Here is a 17,708-nt window from a genome sequence, read left to right as displayed (position 1 = left end):
CGTGGTTTTTTCCAGCGCAGGGGTTTTCCGCCATGTCCGAATCCATCACGGTGACGCTCCCCGACGGCAGCCAGAAGCAGACCGTTCGGGGCACGACCATCGCGGACTTCGTGAAGGGCAGCATCGGTGTGGGGCTCGCGAAGGCGGCCCTCTTCGCCCGGGTCAACGGCCAGGACGTGGACCTGACGCGCACGCTCGACGAGGACGCGAAGCTGCAGATCTTCACGTCCAAGAGCCCTGAAGGCCTGGACCTCATCCGCCACGACGCCGCGCACGTGGTGGCCAGCGTCGTGCAGCGCCTGTTCCCCGGCACGCAGGTGACCATCGGTCCCTCGACGGAGGAGGGCTTCTACTACGACTTCTTCCGCGAGAAGCCCTTCACGCCGGAGGAGCTGGAGAAGATCGAGGCGGCCGCCAACGCCGAGCTCAAGCAGGACGCGCCCTTCGTGCGGACCGAGATCTCCATGGAGGACGCCATCCGGCTCTTCGAGGAGAAGGGCGAGAAGTTCAAGGTGGAGATCGTCAAGGACATCGCCGCCAAGGGCGCCAAGACGCTCACGCTCTACACCCACGGCGACTGGGTGGACTTCTGCCTGGGGCCCCACGCGCCCAGCACGGGGAAGATCGGCGTCATCAAGATCCTCTCCTCCAGCGGCGCGTACTGGCGCGGCGACCACCGCAACCCGATGCTCCAGCGCGTCTATGGCACGGCCTTCTTCGACAAGAAGGCGCTGGAGGCCTACCTCACGCGCATCGAAGAGGCGAGGAAGCGCGACCACCGCAAGCTGGGCAAGGAGCTGGATCTCTTCCACTTCCACCCGTACTCGCCGGGCGCCGCCTTCTGGACGCCCAAGGGCACCGCGCTCTACCAGACGCTGTCGGACTGGATGCGCGGGCTCACGGCCGGTGATGGCTACGTGGAGATCAAGACGCCCCTGATGTTCAACAAGGGCCTCTGGGAGACGAGCGGCCACTGGGGCAAGTACAAGGAGAACATGTTCCTGGTGCTCGACAGCGAGTCCGGCGAGCACGACTTCTCCCTCAAGCCGATGAACTGCCCGTCGCACCACCTGTTCTACGGCTTCAAGAAGCACAGCTACCGCGACCTGCCCCTGCGCCTGCACACCCAGGACGTGCTCCACCGCAACGAGGCCGCGGGCTCGCTGGGCGGGCTCACCCGCGTGCGCCAGTTCGCCCAGGACGACGCGCACATCTACTGCATGGAGAGCCAGATCACCGACGAGGTGCGGCGCTTCGTGAAGCTGTTGGATCGCGTCTACAAGGCGGTGGGCCTCACCTACGCGGTGAAGCTGTCCACGCGCCCCGAGCAGCGCCTGGGAGATGACTCCCTCTGGGACCGCGCGGAGGACGGGCTCAAGGCGGCGCTGGAGTCGCTGGGCCTCCCCTATGAGCTGGCCCCGGGCGACGGCGCCTTCTACGGCCCGAAGATCGACTTCGCGGTGTCGGACAGCATCGGCCGGCGGTGGCAGCTGGGCACCATGCAGCTGGACTACCTGGCCCCGCAGCGCTTCGACCTCACGTACGTGGGCGAGGACAACGCCGAGCACCGCCCGGTGGTCCTCCACCGCGCCATCTTCGGCTCCTTCGAGCGCTTCACCGCCATCCTCATCGAGCACTTCGCGGGCGCGTTCCCGGCGTGGCTGGCCCCGGTGCAGGCCACCATCGTCACCGTCGCGGACCGTCAGCTGGAATACGCCCGCAAGGTGCGGGACGACCTGCGCGCGAAGGGCTTCCGCGTGGAGCTGGACGAGCGCGGCATGACGCTCAACGCGAAGATCCGCGAAGCGCAGATGCAGAAGGTCCCGTTCACCCTGGTGGTGGGCGACAACGAGGTGGAGGCCGGCGCCGTGGCCCCCCGCCGCTACGGCGGCGAGGACCTCAAGACCATGAAGGCCGCCGACTTCGAGGCGCTCCTCGCCAAGGAAGCCGCGCTGCCCTGAGGGTGGAGGGGGACTTGACTCCCCGTCTGGGCTGGACTACTTGCCCGACTTCCGGGGATTGAGGCACGCCCTCCGTCCCCGAGTCGTCGGAGGGTCCTCCCATCGTTCGCGATCAGAGAACCAATCGCCGTATCCGAGCCCGCGAGGTCCGAGTCGTCGGACCGAACGCCGAGCAGCTCGGGGTCATGTCCATCGAAGCAGCCCTGACGCGCGCCCAGGCGGACGGTCTCGACCTCGTCGAGATCAGCCCCATGGCCAAGCCGCCGGTCTGCAAGATCATGGACTACGGCAAGTTCAAGTACGAGGAGAAGAAGAAGGCCTCGGAGACGAAGAAGAAGCAGGTCGTGGTCCACCTGAAAGAGGTGAAGCTCCGCCCCAAGACGGAGGAGCACGACTATGAGTTCAAGGTCCGCAACGTCCGCCGGTTCCTGGAAGAGGGGAACAAGGCGAAGATCACCATCATGTTCCGGGGGCGTGAAATCACCCACAAGGAGCTGGGGAGCGCGATCCTCGAGGACGTGACCAAGGACCTGAAGGAAGTCGCGGTAGTGGAGCAGAACCCCCGGATGGAAGGGCGCCAGATGTTCATGATCCTGGCCCCCAACGCGAAGGTGGCCCAGCGCGCCCGGGAGCTGGTCCGTCAGCAGGCGGACGGTGCCGGCAAGAAGCAGGAAGGCAGGCCGGCGGACGTCAAGCCGGCGGAAGGCGGGCGGGGAGGTGGGTCCCGGGGAACCGGGGAGGGGGCGCCGGAGGTTCCGGTGGCGGTGGTTTCTGCAGGGATTGTAGGAAACGCTACCCCCATCGCATCGAAAGAGTGATAGAGGCTTCCGCCCAAAGCGTCCGGGAACCGTGTGCCCCGGACCGCCGTCAGTCACGAAGACTGCCGGCCGACAGGAAGCAGAAGGAAGGTTTGGGATCATGCCCAAGTTGAAGACCCGCAGCGCCGCGAAGAAGCGCTTCCACGTGAAGAAGAGCGGCCAGGTGAAGTTCGGCAAGGCGTTCAGCAAGCACCTGTTCACCTTCTCCAAGACGCCCAAGCAGAAGCGCGGCAACCGTGGCACGGGCCACCTGCGCGACATGGACGCCAAGAAGGTCATCAAGGAGCTGTTCCCCTACGGGGCCTGAAGTCCTTCCTCGGGTTTGAACCAATCCGTGAGTCCTGGCGGAGCGGCGTGATGCCTGCGCCCCGGGGCCACCTTCCAGCAGTCAGGAGTGTGTCATGCGCGTCAAAAAGGGATTCAAGGCTCGTCGTCGTCGTAATCGCATTCTCAAGCTCGCCAAGGGCTTCCGCGGCCGTCGCAAGAACTGCTACCGCCGTGCGAACCAGGCCGTCGAGCGCGCCCTGGACTACGCCACCCGCGACCGCGCGGTGCGCAAGCGCAACTTCCGCTCGCTGTGGATCGTCCGCATCAACGCGGCGGCCCGCACGCTGGGCCTCTCGTACTCGAAGCTGATCGCCGGCCTGGCGAAGGCGAAGATCGGCCTGGACCGCAAGGTCCTGTCCGACATGGCCATCGCGGACCCCGCGGGCTTTGCCGCCGTCGCCAACATCGCGAAGGCAGCCTGAGACACGGCTGGCGGTGACGCCGGCCCCCGAAGATGAAACGGGCTGCCTCCAACCAGGGGGCGGCCCTTTTTTTTGCCCGGCGCTTGAGGCGTCCGGGGCGTGAATGGAAGGCGGGAAGAGGACCATGCGAGACCGGTTGCAGGCGTTGGCGGACGCGGCGCGCCAGGAGATCGCGGGCGTGTCGGAGCCCTCGCAGGTGGAGGCGCTGCGCATCCGCTACCTGGGCAAGAAGGGGGAGCTGTCCGCGGTACTGGGCGGCATGGGCAAGCTGCCCCCCGACGAGCGGCGGGCGCTGGGCGAGGTGGCCAACACCGTCAAGGCGGAGCTGGAGCAGCTCCTGGCGGACGCCACGAAGCGCGCGGAGGAGGCGGCGCTGGAGGCCCAGCTGAAGGGCCCGAAGCTGGACGTGACGTTGCCCGGGCGCTCGGTGCTGCCCGGCGGGCGGCACCCGGTGTCGCGGACGATGGAGGACATCGTCCGGACGTTCGCGCGGCTGGGCTTCGAGGTGGCGGTCGGGCCGGAGATCGAGCTCGACTACTTCAACTTCGAGGCCCTGAACCTGCCGAAGGATCACCCCGCGCGGGACATGCAGGACACGTTCTACGTGGACGAGCCCACCCTGGGGCACGCGAAGAAGGCGGACAGCCCGTCGCTCCTGCGCACGCACACGTCGCCGGTGCAGGTGCGGCACATGCTGTCGCGCAAGCCGCCCATCCGCGCGGTGATGCCGGGCCGGGTGTACCGGCGTGACTCGGACATCACGCACACGCCGATGTTCCACCAGGTGGAGGGCCTGCTGGTGGACAAGGACGTGAGCTTCGCGGAGCTGAAGGGCACGCTGGACGCGTTCGTGCGGGCCTTCTTCGGTTCGGACACGCGCACGCGCTTCCGTCCGTCGTTCTTCCCCTTCACCGAGCCGTCGGCGGAGGTGGACGTCACCTGCGCGTCGTGCGGCGGCAAGGGCTGCCGCGTGTGCAAGCAGACGGGGTGGTTGGAGGTGCTGGGCAGCGGCATGGTGCACCCGAACGTCTTCACCGCCGCGGGCTACGACCCGAAGGAGGTGACGGGGTACGCGTTCGGCATGGGCGTGGAGCGCCTGGCCATGCTGCGCTACGGCATCGACGACTTGCGGATGATGTTCGAGAACGACGCGCGCTTCCTCGAGCAGTTCTGATTCCAGCCGGATGGGCAAGAGGGTGGACCTGTGAAGATTTCGGTGAAGTGGCTGGGTGATTACGTGGCGCTGCCGCCGTCGGTGGACGTGCTGGCGCGCAAGCTGACCGCGGCGGGGCTGGAGATCGAAGGGGTGGAGCGCCCCGGCGAGGGCCTGCGCGGCGTGGTGGTGGCGCAGATCCGCGAGTCGGTGCAGCACCCCAACGCGGACAAGCTGTCCGTCACGCAGGTGGACATCGGCGGCTCCGCGCTGTTCCAGGTGGTGTGCGGCGCGAAGAACTTCAAGGTCGGCGACAAGGTGCCGCTGGCCACGGTGGGCGCGAAGCTGCCCAACGGCATGGAGATCAAGCAGGCCGCGCTCCGGGGCGTGGACAGCTTCGGCATGCTCTGCTCCGCGAAGGAGCTGGGCATCACCGAGGACTCATCCGGCCTGCTCATCCTGCCCGCGGACACGAAGCTGGGCATCCCGGTGGCGGAGGCCCTGGGGCTGGATGACTCCGTGCTGGAGGTGAACGTCACGCCGAACCGGCCGGACGCGCTGAGCCACCTGGGCATCGCGCGCGAGGTGGGCGTGGTGACGGGCGCCGCGCTGAAGCCGCCCCAGCCGAAGCCCGCGGAGTCCGGCAAGCCGGTGGCGGACTTGGTGAAGGTGCGCATCGACGCGAAGGAGCGGTGCTCGCGCTACGCGGCGCGCGTGGTGGAGGGCATCACCGTCCAGCCGTCGCCGCAGTGGATGCAGGACCGGCTGAAGGCGTGCGGCGTGCGCGCCATCAACAACGTGGTGGACGTCACCAACTACGTGCTCCTGGAGTACGGCCAGCCGCTGCACGCGTTCGACCTGGAGAAGGTGGCGGGCCAGGAGATCGTCGTGCGCGCCGCGAAGCCGGGCGAGAAGCTGCGCACGCTGGATGACAAGGAGCGCACGCTGGACGCGGACGACCTGGTCATCGCGGATCGCGACCGGGCGCAGGCGCTGGCGGGCGTGATGGGCGGCGGGGACAGCGAGGTGACGCAGGGCACGAAGCGCATCGTCATCGAGTCCGCGCACTTCCACGGCTCCGGCGTGCGCCGGTCCGCGAAGCGCTACGCGCTGCACACGGAGGCGTCGCACCGCTTCGAGCGCGGCGCGGACCTGGACGCGGTGCTGCCGGCGCTGGACCGGGCCGCGCAGCTCATCGCGGAGCTGTCGGGTGGCACGGTGGCGCCGGGCCGGGTGGACGTGCAGCCGGAGCCGCTGGCCCCTCGCCGGGCGACGCTGCGCTACGCGCGGGTGGAGAAGGTGCTGGGCGTGGCGGTGCCGGAGGCGGAGGTCCGGCGCATCCTCGGGGCGCTGGGCTTCAAGTCCGTGGAGGAGGGCGCGGGGCAGACGACGTTCGAGGTGCCCCGGGCGCGCGTGGACGTGGAGCGCGAGGAGGACCTGATGGAGGAGGTCGCCCGTGTGTACGGCTATGACAACATCCCGGCGCGCCTGCCGCGCGGCCTGGACACGCTGGCGCCGGAGCCCCTGTCGATGGAGGCCGAGCGCCGGCTGCGTCAGGCGCTGGGCGGCGCGGGGCTGGACGAGGTGGTGAACTACTCGTTCGTGGCGCCGAAGTCGCTGGAGGTGCTGGGCGGGAAGGACGCGCCCATCGCGCTGATGAACCCGCTGAGCGTCGAGCAGTCGGTGATGCGCACCAGCCTGTTGCCGGGGCTCTTGGAGAACCTGTCGCGCAGCGTGCGCCACCAGGTGGAGTCGGTGGGCCTCTACGAGACGGGGCGGGCGTACTTCCGGGACGCGCAGGGCGGGCAGGGGATGCGCCCGGCCGCGCACGAGGTGCCGCGCGTGGCGGGGCTGGTGTGGGGCCTGCGCGGCGGGAGCCGGAGCTGGACGCAGAAGGACTCGCGCGTGGACTTCTACGACGCGAAGGGCGCGGTGGAGGCGCTCCTGCACGCGCTGCACGTGGAGGGCGTGGCGTTCACCCCGGCCGAGGCTCCGGCGTACCACCCGCGCGGCTGCGCGCAGGTGTCCCTGAAGGACGGGACGGTATTGGGCCACGTGGGCGAGGTGCACCCGCGCGTGACGAAGGCGCTGGGGCTGCCGGAGGGCGTGTTCGTGTTCGAGCTGGACACGGAGCCCCTGTACGCGGCGGCGCGGCTGGTGCCGCAGGCGCAGGCGCTGCCCAGGTACCCGGCGGTGCTGCGCGACCTGGCGGTGGTGGTGCCGCTGGAGCTGCGCAACGAGGAGGTGCGCCGGGTCATCCTGGAGGTGGGCGCCCCGCTGGTGGAGGACGCGCTGGTGTTCGACGTGTACACGGGCAAGCCCATCCCCGAGGGGAAGAAGAACCTGGCGTACGCGCTGAGGTACCGCTCGGCCGAGCGGACGCTCACCGACGCGGAGGTCACGGCGGCCCACCAGCGCATCATCACGGAGGTGAACCAGCGGCTGGGGGCGGCGCTGCGCGCCTGAATTCCTGAGTGAAACCAGGACGTTGACACGGTTCGGGGAAGGCTGACACCATGCCCCGCGTTCACCGGCCATTCACGGGTGCCAGAGGACTCGCATGACGAAAGCGGACATCATCGAGGGGGTCTACGAGAAGGTCGGCTTCTCGAAGAAGGAGTCGGCGGAGATCGTCGAGCTCGTCTTCGACACCGTGAAGGAGACGCTGGAGCGCGGGGACAAGATCAAGATCTCCGGGTTCGGAAACTTCCAGGTGCGCCAGAAGAAGGCGCGCGTGGGGCGCAACCCGCAGACGGGCAAGGAGATCGAGATCAGCGCGCGCCGGGTGCTGACCTTCCGTCCGAGCCAGGTGTTGAAGAGCGCCCTGAACGGCGAAGCGCCTCCGGAGAACCACGCGGAGATCGACGCGCAGGAAGAGGCGGCGGCGGACGCGGCGGAGGCCCGGGGCGAGGACTTCGACGAGGGAATGGAAGAGGGCGAGGAGTAGGTTTTCCACCGTCGCCCTTCACCTCCTGCTTGACCTCGGAATGGTGTGGGGGCATAAGGGCGCACCGTTTCACGACGGCGGTTTTCGGGGCGTAGCGCAGCCTGGTAGCGCACTTGCTTGGGGTGCAAGTGGTCGCAGGTTCAAATCCTGTCGCCCCGACCAAATAGAGGCCCTGGAGTTTCCGGTGCGAGCCGGTGACTCCAGGGCCTTTGTTTTTTCCGCGCCTCGAAACACCGTGAATCGAGCTGTGTGCGGCGGTCGTGGGGAACTCATGTAGAGTTGTTCACAGATTCCGGCGCGGGCCCTGTTTTCGAGGATTGCCGGGCCTGTCACCCATGAAATTCCTCGCCCTCTTGTTCCGGACGTCTCCCGCGTCCCTCATCCTGGTGACGCTCTGCGGGCTTCTCTCGGGCGCTAGCAACGCGGGCCTCATCGCGTTGATCAACCACGCGCTGGCGGCCCAGATGGTGGTGAGCCGTGACCTGGCCCTGGGCTTCGTCGCGCTCTGCGTGCTGACGCTGCTGCTGCGCTACGGGACGCAGGCCCTGGTCAACAGGCTCAACGGGGACGCGCTCTTCGACATGCGCATGCGCCTGTCCCGTCAGGTCGTCGCCACGCCGCTGCGGCGCCTGGAGGAGCACGGGATCCCCAACGTGATGACGGTGCTCACCGAGGACCTCTTCGTCATCAGCACCGCGTTGGGCGTGCTGCCGCGCTTCCTCACCAACATCGCCATCGCGCTGGGCTGCTTCGTCTACCTGGCGTGGCTGTCGTGGCAGCTGCTCGTCGGCCTCCTGGCCCTCGTCGCGCTGAGCGTGGTGGGCTACCGGCTCCTGTCCCGCAGCGCCATCGCGGACCTCCAGCGCACGCGAGAGCACCAGGGGGCGCTCTACAAGCAGCTCCGCGGCATCACGGAGGGCATCAAGGAACTCAAGCTGCACCAGGACCGGCGCGCGGCGTTCCTCACCGAAGAGGTCGAGTCCACGTCCTGGCTCGTGCGCACCCTGCAGATCCGGATCGGCAACGTCTTCGCCGCGACCGGTAGCATGGGGATGCTCCTGTCCTTCGTCTTCCTCGGCGCGCTCATCTTCGTGCTGCCCGGCCTGGGCTGGGTGCAGTCCTCGGCGCTGGTGGGGTACTGCATCGCGTCGCTCTACCTCCAGCAGCCCCTCCAGTCCGTCATGGAGACGCTGCCCATCCTGAGCCGGGGCGAGGTCTCGTGGACGAAGGTCCAACAGCTGGGCCTCACGCTCGACTCCTTCGCGACGGGTGGGCGGGAGGCTCCGGCAACCCACGCGCTGGTCCGCCAGTCCTTCCAGTCGGTCGAGTTCGTGGGCGTCACCCACACCTATTACCGCGAGGAGTCGGACGGGCACTTCATCGTGGGCCCCATTCATCTGCGACTGCACCCCGGAGAGCTGATCTTCCTCGTGGGTGGCAATGGCAGCGGGAAGACCACCCTGGCCAAGCTGCTCACAGGGCTTTATCAGCCGGAGGCCGGACAGATCCTCGTGGATGGTGAGCCTGTGACGGAGCCGTCGCAGGAGTCCTACCGGCAGCTGTTCTCCGCTGTCTTCTCGGACTTCTACCTGTTCGAGCGCTTGCTCGGACTCGTCGGAGAAGGGCTCGCCCCGCGGGTCGAGAGCTATCTGTCATTGCTCCAGTTGTCGCGGAAGGTCCGTGTCGAGGCCGGCGTCCTCTCCACCACGGAGCTGTCGCAGGGCCAGCGCAAGCGGCTCGCGCTGCTCACCGCCTACCTGGAAGACCGTCCCATCTATCTCTTCGACGAGTGGGCGGCGGACCAGGACCCCGCGTTCAAGGCGGTGTTCTACACGGAGCTCCTTCCGGAGCTGAAGCGCAAGGGCAAGACGGTGGTGGTCGTCTCTCACGACGACCGGTACTTCCACGTCGCTGATCGCATCCTCAGGCTCGACGCCGGGAAGCTGGTCCCTCCCTCCGAGCCGGCCGTGACGGATCGCGCCTCCTGACGGGCGGTCCACTCAAGACGCGAGCGGCTCCGGGACGCTGGGCCGGACCGGGTGCGGGGGTTGGAGCAACTGCTCCAGCGTCTTCGCGCCACGGCTGGAGGCATCGGCCTCCACGAAGGTGTGTTGCATGGCACGGGTTCGGGTCTGGAAGGCGGGGGTGCCGAGGATCGTGTCGATCTGCGCGCCCACCTGCTCCGCCGAGGCCTGCCGGATGTCTCCCCGCAGCCCGAGCCCGTGGTGGACGACACGGGCCGCGTTGCCCGGCTGGTCGAACATGAGGGGATACACAAGCATCGGAATGCCCAGACAGATGCACTCCTTGATGCTGTTGAGCCCGCCATGCGTGATCATGAGTGAGGCATGTCTCAGTGCGGCGATTTGCGGTACCCAATCCGTCACCGTGACATTGGGCGGAAGTGGGCCGAATGAGTCCGTCCGCAGATGCTTTCCCACGGCCATGAGCAGTCGACACTGGGGCCTGCGCGCGACGGCCGCGATGACGGACTGAAAGAAGGCATGGTGTCCACGCACCCGGTCTCCATGACTCCCCAGTGAACACAGGATGAGCGGCGCCTCGCCCGGAGGCAATGCCATGGGGAGCGGGGGCTCCACCCGCTCCAGATCCACGCAGGGGCCCAGGTAATGGACGTCCGAGGCCGCACGACGGAAGTCGAACTCGGGCGCGCTCATCACCAGGGTGGGGACCTGGAGGTGGGGGCCGATCTGGAGGTGCGTGTTGAAGTTGGCGGGAGGTGCGCCTGGATGGCTGCGATAGAACGCGCGGAGGCGTTCACGCATCTTCTCCTCGAACGGCAGGAACGTGCGCAGGTATTGCCCTTGCCAGGCGAGGCGGATCCGGAGCTTGGAGCCGAGGCCGCCCGTCGGGACGTGGTGCGAGTTCAACGGTGGGACCGACACATCCCGGTTCAACGCGAGATTGGTGCACAGCTGAAACGCGGGCACGCCCGCTTTGTGGGCCGCCAGGACCGGGAGAGGGAAGGTCGCATCGACCAGGAGCAGGTCGGCGCCGAGCCCTCTGATGCGAGACTCGAGCGTGGCTCCGAAGAGCGCCTCCGTGATGCGGAGCCCGTGCCGGTGGAGGACTTCCCGGATGATCTCCTTGCGGGCTCGGGGGGAGACATCGGGAGCGGCCAATTGTGAGTCCAGCTCCGCCTGACGCCCCTGGGGCATCGCCTCTTCGAACACCGGGATGAAGGGCCAGGGCTGCCCGCGCAGGAAGGTCTGTCCGTCTGGTGGAGCCATGTAGAGAAGCTCGTGCCCGCGCGACGCCAACTGCCTGGCGAGCCCGAAGGTCGCATGGATGTGGCCGGCCTCCGGCAGGGGAAGAAAGACGATTCTCGCCATGACTCTGGAGGGTATCAGGATGGTAGAACGGGGGAAACCGGAAGATCGAGAACCTGAGAATGACGAAACCATCCGTGTCCGTCATCATCCCTGCATACAACGTGGAGGCATATCTGGGTGCCGCCATCGACTCGGTGTTTGAGCAATCACACCCGAGCCTTGAGATTGTCATCGTCGATGATTGCTCGCGGGACAGGACCGTGGAGGTCGCCGAGCGGTATCAGGACGCCCGGATTCGCGTCCTCCGGAACGAGCAGAACCAGGGGCCATCCCAGAGCCGGAACATCGCCATCGACCACGCGCAGGGTGAGTGGGTGGCCGTCCTGGATGCCGATGATTGGTGGAAGCCACAGCGTCTGGAGCGCCTGCTGGCGCTCGCTGAAACATCCCAGGCGGCCATCGTCTGTGATGATTTGCTGCTGGTCCCAGAAGGGGAGCCGCACCCCAAGGTGACCTTCTTCCAGACGCAGGCCCGGAGATGGGGACGGATTGAGAAGCCGTTCCAGGTGGATGCGCTGAAGATGGCGGTGGATGACTACGGGTTCCTGAAACCCATGTTTCGCAAGTCACTCCTCGATGCCAGGGGGCTTCGCTACAAACCCGCCCTGAGGGCCGGTGAGGACTTCGAGTTCCTGCTTCGCTGCCTGCTTGGGGGCGGCCAGATGGTCGTGTCGCACGAAGCGATGTACTGCTACCGCAGCCGGGCGGATTCGCTGACCGCGGATCCCGTGAAGTGTCTGACCCGCATCCTCGACATGGCGGATGAGCTGCTGGGCTCCCTGGATCCGCACGCGCATGGGCAGGTCGTCGAGGCGATGGGGCTCTATCGCGGCCGGAAGCAAGGGGAGCTGGAGGACGCGCGCTTCCGGGGGCCCCTTCAAAAGGGAGCGTGGGGGGAGTGCATGGCCTTGGCCTTGAGAAACCCCGCGAAGCTTCCGCGGTACATGCCGATGGTGGGTCGTCAGCTCCTTGCGTTGGCCGTCTCAAGGGCGCGCGGCGGCGCCGCGGCTCGCTGAGCACGCGGCTGGAAAACACTTCACAAAGCGAAGGTCGACATCGTGAGCTGGGTCAAGTCTGGGTACGACGTGATTGTCATTGGAAGCGGCCCGGGGGGGAGCACCCTCGCCCATGGGTTGGCTCGCCGTGATTGCAAGGTGCTGGTCGTCGAGCAAGGCGACTTCCTGAAGCCGGAACCGACTCGGGACGGACAGCAGACGACGTTCATCGGCGAGTACCAGCGACGCAGGATTCGCTACAACGTGGGCGGCGAATCGAAGTTCTATGGCGCGGCCCTCTACCGCTTGCGAGAGAGCGACTTCGGGGCGAAGCGCACGGAGCATGGAGAGTCGCCGGCCTGGCCCGTCTCCTATTCCGAACTCGAGCGATACTACGACGAGGGTGAGCGTCTCTACGCGGTCCACGGTTCCCCCGAAGGAGATCCCACCGAGCCGCCTCGCTCCAAGCCCTTCCCTCACGGGCCCATCGAACACGAGCCCTGGATCGCGGAGAAGGTGGAGCGTCTCCGGGCCTGCGGCGTTCCCGTGGGCTACATCCCCAAGGGCGTGGACCTGGGCCCCAACGGCCGATGCGTCCTGTGTTCGACCTGCGATGGCTACTACTGCCATCGCGACGCGAAGATGGACGCGGAGGTCGCGGCGTTGAGGCCCGCCCTCAAGACGGGCCGGGTGGAGCTCTGCACGGGAACAGAATGTCTCAAGGTGCTCACCACCCCTGACGGCCGTCGTGCCACCGGCGTCCTCCTCCGCCGCGGCAGCGAGGAGGTCGTGGTGCACGCGGACGTCGTGGTCGTGAGCGCTGGAGTCAAGGAGTCACCCTTGCTCCTCTGGCGCTCGCGGAGCGACGTTCATCCCAATGGCATTGGAAACGCCGGCGGTGCGCTGGGGCGTTATCTGGCCGGACATACGAGCGGCTTCATCTTTCCCTTCGTGGGACTCCGCGCGGTTCCGGAGCTCCATCAGAAGACCTTCGCCATCAATGCCTTCTACGAGGCGTCTGAGGATTCGCCCTATCCGCTGGGGGTCATCCAGGCGACCGGGCAGATCCCCATCTGGCAACAGGTGCATCCGCTCACCGCTCCGTTCGTCAAGTTCGTCGCGCGCCGGAGTCTGGTGTGTCTGCTGATGACGGAGGCGGTGGGGACCGCGGAGTCAGGCTTTGACTTCAGCGATGAGCAGATCGCGCGGGTCCACAATCCCCAGCCCAGCCGTGAGACGTACCGGAAGCTGCGGCGGACCGCCGTCTCCCTCTTCCATAAAGCCGGTTTTCGCTGGGTTCATGCCTCGGAACACTTCGATGCGCCGTGGCACATGGTCGGGACCGCGCGCATCGGGACGGATCCAAGGACCTCCGTGCTGGATCCAGAGTGCCGCGTCCACGGGGTCGACAACCTGTACGTGGTGGACGCGTCCAGCCTGCCCAGCGCGGGAGCCGTCAACACCACGCTCACCATCATCGCGCTCTCACTTCGGGCCGCGGAGACCCTCGCGCGGGGACAGCGTGGGGCCCGGGTGGAGGTGGCGTGACCCTTGATGGTGTCTCAGCCCGCCTTGGCGAGCGCGGCCTGTGACCCGGACAGGAAGTGCTCGAGGGTGGCCACATCCGCTTCCGTGGACTCCGCCTCGCGGAAGCAGCGGCTCATCCTCGCGAGCGCCTGGGCATGGGGGGGGCTCCCCACCACGGAGTCCAGGAGCGAGAGCAGGGCGCCGGACGTCAGGTGTTTCACCGTCCCCTGCACTCCGAGCCCATGGTGCACGAGGATCCGCGCCACGTCTGGCTGATCGTCCTTCAGCGGGAGCGCCACCATGGGGACGCCGAAATAGATGCACTCCTTCACGCTGTTGAATCCCCCATGGGTGATCATGGCCGCTGCCTTTCGCAGCAGTTTGATCTGCGGGGCGTGACGCACCGCCACGATCCGGGCCGGACCTCCGTCGAAGTTCGCCGGGTCGAGCTGGGCTCCCACGGCGAGGACGAACTGCCACTCCGGCCGCATCGCGGCCACCTCGCGCACCAGCTCCAGCACCCTGCGCGTCTGGCCGGACAAGGCCAGGGTGCCCAGGGAGAAGTAGATGAGCGGCCGGTCGTCCTGGAGCCGCTCCCAGGGAAACTCCGGCTCCTGCCGCTCCAGATCGATGGACGGCCCCAGGTGGTACACCCGCGCGCGACCCTCGGGGGTCTCGGGAGTGGCGAACTCCCTGGGGAAGAGCACCACGTCCCGCAGCAGGGGAAGCTGGAAGGGGGGGAAACCCACGGACTCCATCGGGCAGCCATGCTTGAGCGCCAGCCGCCGGTGGTACTCCTGGAAGCGCGGCACCAGCCCCACACGCCCGAGCACGAACTCGAGCCAGCGCAGCACCGTCGTCAGTCCGCTGAGCGGCGGCTTCCCTGCGCCCGTCGGCAGCAGATGCACCAGGTGCTGGGGGAGGGTGGTGTTCAGGCGTGCCACCGGGATCCCATGCCCATGGCACACGATGGACAGGTCGATCACCCGGTCATCACAAAGGACCAGGTCCGGTCGAAGCGCCTGGAGCAGGCGGTCGTACTCACCATCCAGCGCGGCTTGAAGCACGGCGTTGCGGCGCTGGATGTGGTCGCGCGCGAGGCGGCGCAGCTCGCGGCCGCGCAGCTGGGACGCCTTGGCTGACATCTCCGCCACGAGGCCCTTTGGGAAGATGGAGCTGAAGACAGGGATGAACTCGAATCCCTCTCCCTGAAGCGCGGCCTCGATGTCCGGCAGGGAGCAGTAGACCACCCGGTGCCCGCGTGCCCGGAGCGCCTTCGCGAGCTTCAGGGTGGGGTTGATGTGGCCAGCGAGTGGAAGCGGAGCGAAGAGGATGGTGGCCATTCGGTTTCCGAGGTGTCCCCGCTTGGGCCCGCGGCGACAGTCGGACTTATACTCTGAGTCATAGCATGTCGACAGATGAGTGAAGCTGTCTGCCGATATCCGGAGCCACCCACACGCCGTGAGACATTGCCGAGGTCGCGGGCACGATGGATGCGTCCAGGAACGACGCATCCCGTCGTGGTGACTCATCCGCGAGGCTCGCGACGGGGGCGGGGCGGTGTCTGGTTTGAAGTCCTGCCGGCGGATGAGGTCATTCGAGCCGGGAGGTGGCGTTGATCCGCAGCTCCGTCGTCTTGAGGTTCGGATCCGCGGCGATGTCCGCCTCGTTGAAGAGGATGGGGCGCAGGTGCTTGGCGGAGAAGAGCGTGGTCTGATCCGCGAAGTGGGGTGACGCGGGGTCGGTGGACTCCGCGTAGGTGAGGACCGCGCTCGCGCGGGGACCCTCGGGCGTGAACTCCATCACCATCAGGAAGCTGGTCCCGAAGTCGACCAGATAGCCCTCGGACGTGAGCCCCGTTCCAGGGGAGAGCAGCGGGCCATGCGGTTGGGACTGGGGCAGCAGCGTCGCGTTCGCGCCCAGATAGCCGACGACATTGGTGACGCCCTCGAAGGCCGCTCCGCCGTGGAGCGGCACCTTGTGGTCGCCCTTGCGCGCGAACTGCACCTCTCCCAGCTTCGCGTTCACCGCGATGCCCGCCTTGTTCAGGATCGCCACCGCCTCACCCAGCTTCTGGTTCACGGGATCCACCCCGGTCTCCGGCGCGGGGACCAGCCCGGCCGGCGTCACGGCCGCGTGGGCGGGATCGAACGGCCGTGCGAAGAGCACGCCCTGGTCCACCAGGTCCGAACGGCTGAAGCGGTTCAGGAACTCACGCCACACGATGGCGCCCTGGCGGTCCAGCTCCAGCCGGCCATCCCACGCCGCGAGCAACCGGCACGCCTCCGTGAGGTCCACCGGCTTGCCTTCGACCATGACGGGCCCGGCGCCCTGGCAGCGCTGCACCACCGCCGCGCGCAGCTGCTCCGCCACCCAGGTGCGGTTGCTCAGGATGGCCTGCTCCGCCTCCTCCCGCGTGAAGCGCCCGTCGCTCCCCGACGCCGCGGCTTCGCCCTGCTCGGCGATGAGCGTGAGGTTCATGTGCGAGCGTGGGCTCATGCGGCCTCGCGTCCCGAAGATCTCGTAGAGGAAGGGCAGGTTGAGCAGGGGCTCCGCGGGGTTGGTGAACGTCGCGGGATCATTCGCGTTCATCACGAAGTCGGTCCGGGACAGCTGCGGGATGGCGTTGATGGGCACCAGGCCCTTCGTCTCGCTGTCCAGGCCCACCCATTCGTCGCGGGACGTGCTGCCATCCAGGAGGATGAGTCCCAGCGCCGCGAAGACGGGCGCGTCCGGGGTGGTGTCGAGCGAGGCGCGGTAGGCCGCCACGGTGGTGGGGCTCAGGGAGGGGACTCGGGACGCGTCCACGTAGCGCGTGTGCCCATCCGCGCTCGCCAGGAGCGTGTTCACCCAAGGCGCGCCGCGCACGGTGCGCTCCACGCTGGCCGCCTCGTCGAGCGTGCGCGCCGTGTCCAGCCGCAGCCAGTGCTCCGCGAACAGGTTGTTGCTCTCCGTGGCGTCGCGCGCCGTGTAGGCGATCTCATGCGTCCAGTCGGCACCCGGGCCCGCGAGGAGGGGGCCGTAGTGGCTGCGCCAGTAGGTGCGCGTCTGCTGCGTCATCGCGCCCCCCTCTCCGCGCACGTCGACGGTGACGGTCTGGGACGTCATGTGCCGGACCTGTCCGTCATACACGTACGCCGTGGGGTCGCCGGGCACGAGCTTGAGCCGGTACAGCGTGAGGTGACTCGACGCCGTCACCGTGTGCGTCCACGCGAGGTCGCGATTGAAGCCGATGTTGATGGCCGGTACGCCCAGCAGGGACACGCCATAGACGTCGAGCTTGCCGGGGATGGTCTGGTGGCTCTCGTGGAAGCGGAGGCTGCCTTCCCACGGGAAATGGGGGTTGGCGATGAGCATGCCCCGGCCGCTGGCCGTCTTGTCACGGCCCAGCGCCCAGCCATTGCTGCCCAGCGCATCCTTCCGCGCCGGCAGTGCGAGCCCCCGCGAGTACGGGGCCTGGTTGCCCACCTCGCCGCTCGGCGGATGCGCATTCCCCACGTATCCGAGCAACGGCACCAGCGTGTCGAACAGCGAAAGGTCCAGGTGGTACGCCAGCAGATCGTACGCGCTGATGGGCTTCACCCAGGCCGCGCCCTTGCATGCCTCGGGGCGCTGCGCCGCCGGCACGTCCGCGAGGTACTGGTTGTAGCCCGCGGCGTAGCCCTGCACGAGCTCGCGCACCTCCGCGGACTGTTCGTTGAAGGTGGCCTCGGCGCGGGCCCTCAGCGCGAGCCCGCGGTAGGTGAAGTCGCTCTCGAGGAAGGCGTCCTGGGGGCCTCGGCCCAGGTAGCGTGCGCGCTCTCCGCGCACCTTGAGGAACTGGTCGGCCAGGATACAGACCGCGTCCTGCGCCTGCGCATAGCCGATGCCGGCGCCCAGGCCGCGGTACCCGTCGGCCTGGATGTGGGGAACGCCGTGCGACGTGCGGCGGATCGTCGCCCTCAAAGAGGTAGGCGCCGGTGGGTCTTCGTTCTTGCAACCACTGAACGCCGCCAGGGTCAGCAAAAGGGACAGGGAGAAGGGGAAGGTGCGCATGTCGGTTCAGCCTCTCGAGCGAGCGCGGAGAACTAATTCCGTTTAAACTTTTTATCCACGTCCTAAGGGATTACGTTCATGACAAGTCTGTCTCGAATGATAAATAATCCTTGAAATTCAAGATGTTCGTGTGTGTTGCTCAAAACGCGCCGAGCCCACCCCGGGGCCGC

12 protein-coding genes, 1 tRNA gene and 1 pseudogene are annotated in these 17,708 nt (G+C 67.6%); 11 read left to right on the top strand and 3 right to left on the bottom strand.

The window, feature by feature from the left end:
• Positions 1-32 precede the first annotated feature (32 nt).
• From thrS to FOF48_RS10575, 9 genes and pseudogenes are all read left to right on the top strand, one after another.
• A complete protein-coding gene (thrS, locus tag FOF48_RS10615; RefSeq protein WP_143900575.1) occupies positions 33-1,961 on the top strand; it encodes a threonine--tRNA ligase in 1,929 nt (642 codons plus the stop codon).
• A 101-nt stretch (positions 1,962-2,062) separates the two neighbouring features.
• A complete protein-coding gene (gene infC / locus FOF48_RS10610) occupies positions 2,063-2,779 on the top strand; it encodes a translation initiation factor IF-3 (protein ID WP_143900573.1) in 717 nt (238 codons plus the stop codon).
• A gap of 100 nt (positions 2,780-2,879) precedes the next feature.
• Positions 2,880-3,086, top strand: coding sequence for a 50S ribosomal protein L35 (gene rpmI / locus FOF48_RS10605; RefSeq protein ID WP_014397248.1), 207 nt, complete (start codon positions 2,880-2,882; stop codon positions 3,084-3,086).
• A 94-nt stretch (positions 3,087-3,180) separates the two neighbouring features.
• Positions 3,181-3,528, top strand: coding sequence for a 50S ribosomal protein L20 (rplT, locus tag FOF48_RS10600; RefSeq protein WP_143900571.1), 348 nt, complete (start codon positions 3,181-3,183; stop codon positions 3,526-3,528).
• A 124-nt stretch (positions 3,529-3,652) separates the two neighbouring features.
• Positions 3,653-4,702, top strand: coding sequence for a phenylalanine--tRNA ligase subunit alpha (pheS, locus tag FOF48_RS10595; RefSeq protein WP_143900569.1), 1,050 nt, complete (start codon positions 3,653-3,655; stop codon positions 4,700-4,702).
• Positions 4,703-4,732: 30 nt separating this feature from the next.
• A complete protein-coding gene (gene pheT / locus FOF48_RS10590) occupies positions 4,733-7,147 on the top strand; it encodes a phenylalanine--tRNA ligase subunit beta (RefSeq protein ID WP_143900568.1) in 2,415 nt (804 codons plus the stop codon).
• 94 nt (positions 7,148-7,241) lie between these two features.
• Positions 7,242-7,520, top strand: a pseudogene (locus FOF48_RS10585) (integration host factor subunit alpha); the annotation flags it as partial.
• A gap of 193 nt (positions 7,521-7,713) precedes the next feature.
• A tRNA-Pro gene (locus FOF48_RS10580) sits at positions 7,714-7,790 on the top strand.
• A 173-nt stretch (positions 7,791-7,963) separates the two neighbouring features.
• Complete coding sequence (locus FOF48_RS10575) at positions 7,964-9,616, top strand: cyclic peptide export ABC transporter (RefSeq protein WP_143900566.1); 1,653 nt, start codon at positions 7,964-7,966, stop codon at positions 9,614-9,616.
• Positions 9,617-9,628: 12 nt separating this feature from the next.
• Here FOF48_RS10575 and FOF48_RS10570 read toward each other — a convergent pair whose 3' ends face one another.
• Positions 9,629-11,053 carry a glycosyltransferase gene (locus tag FOF48_RS10570; protein ID WP_143900564.1) on the bottom strand — a complete coding sequence of 475 codons (1,425 nt, stop codon included), beginning with the start codon at positions 11,051-11,053 and terminating at the stop codon, positions 9,629-9,631.
• On the opposite strand from FOF48_RS10570, the gene FOF48_RS10565 reads away from it, so the two are divergent.
• Positions 11,041-11,997, top strand: a complete 957-nt coding sequence (locus tag FOF48_RS10565; protein WP_143900562.1) for a glycosyltransferase family 2 protein — start codon at positions 11,041-11,043, stop codon at positions 11,995-11,997. The genes FOF48_RS10570 and FOF48_RS10565 overlap by 13 nt on opposite strands.
• A 42-nt stretch (positions 11,998-12,039) precedes the next feature.
• The gene (locus tag FOF48_RS10560; protein ID WP_143900560.1) at positions 12,040-13,524 is read left to right on the top strand and encodes a GMC oxidoreductase; all 1,485 of its coding nucleotides are present in this window, start codon (positions 12,040-12,042) and stop codon (positions 13,522-13,524) included.
• A gap of 14 nt (positions 13,525-13,538) precedes the next feature.
• Here the strand turns inward: FOF48_RS10560 and FOF48_RS10555 are convergent, their stop codons facing one another.
• Together FOF48_RS10555 and FOF48_RS10550 are read right to left on the bottom strand one after the other, a co-directional pair.
• Entirely contained in the window at positions 13,539-14,846 is a 1,308-nt protein-coding gene (locus tag FOF48_RS10555) for a glycosyltransferase (RefSeq protein WP_186001860.1), read from the bottom strand.
• A 250-nt stretch (positions 14,847-15,096) separates the two neighbouring features.
• Positions 15,097-17,538 carry a penicillin acylase family protein gene (locus FOF48_RS10550; RefSeq protein WP_143900556.1) on the bottom strand — a complete coding sequence of 814 codons (2,442 nt, stop codon included), beginning with the start codon at positions 17,536-17,538 and terminating at the stop codon, positions 15,097-15,099.
• Positions 17,539-17,708 lie beyond the last annotated feature (170 nt).

The sequence above is a fragment of the Corallococcus sp. Z5C101001 genome (assembly GCF_007352635.1).
Lineage (GTDB): Bacteria > Myxococcota > Myxococcia > Myxococcales > Myxococcaceae > Corallococcus > Corallococcus silvisoli.
The sequence above is the reverse complement of the archived record's forward strand: the minus strand, read 5'-3'. Positions and strand labels throughout refer to the sequence as shown.

Bases quoted from the DNA above. Each gene is read 5' to 3' on its own strand.
- thrS (WP_143900575.1), top strand. From the start codon at position 33: ATGTCCGAATCCATCACGGTGACGCTCCCCGACGGCAGCCAGAAGCAG.
- rpmI (WP_014397248.1), top strand. From the start codon at position 2,880: ATGCCCAAGTTGAAGACCCGCAGCGCCGCGAAGAAGCGCTTCCACGTG.
- rplT (WP_143900571.1), top strand. From the start codon at position 3,181: ATGCGCGTCAAAAAGGGATTCAAGGCTCGTCGTCGTCGTAATCGCATT.
- pheS (WP_143900569.1), top strand. From the start codon at position 3,653: ATGCGAGACCGGTTGCAGGCGTTGGCGGACGCGGCGCGCCAGGAGATC.
- FOF48_RS10575 (WP_143900566.1), top strand. From the start codon at position 7,964: ATGAAATTCCTCGCCCTCTTGTTCCGGACGTCTCCCGCGTCCCTCATC.
- FOF48_RS10565 (WP_143900562.1), top strand. From the start codon at position 11,041: ATGACGAAACCATCCGTGTCCGTCATCATCCCTGCATACAACGTGGAG.
- FOF48_RS10570 (WP_143900564.1), bottom strand. From the start codon at position 11,053: ATGGTTTCGTCATTCTCAGGTTCTCGATCTTCCGGTTTCCCCCGTTCT.
- FOF48_RS10555 (WP_186001860.1), bottom strand. From the start codon at position 14,846: ATGGCCACCATCCTCTTCGCTCCGCTTCCACTCGCTGGCCACATCAAC.
- FOF48_RS10550 (WP_143900556.1), bottom strand. From the start codon at position 17,538: ATGCGCACCTTCCCCTTCTCCCTGTCCCTTTTGCTGACCCTGGCGGCG.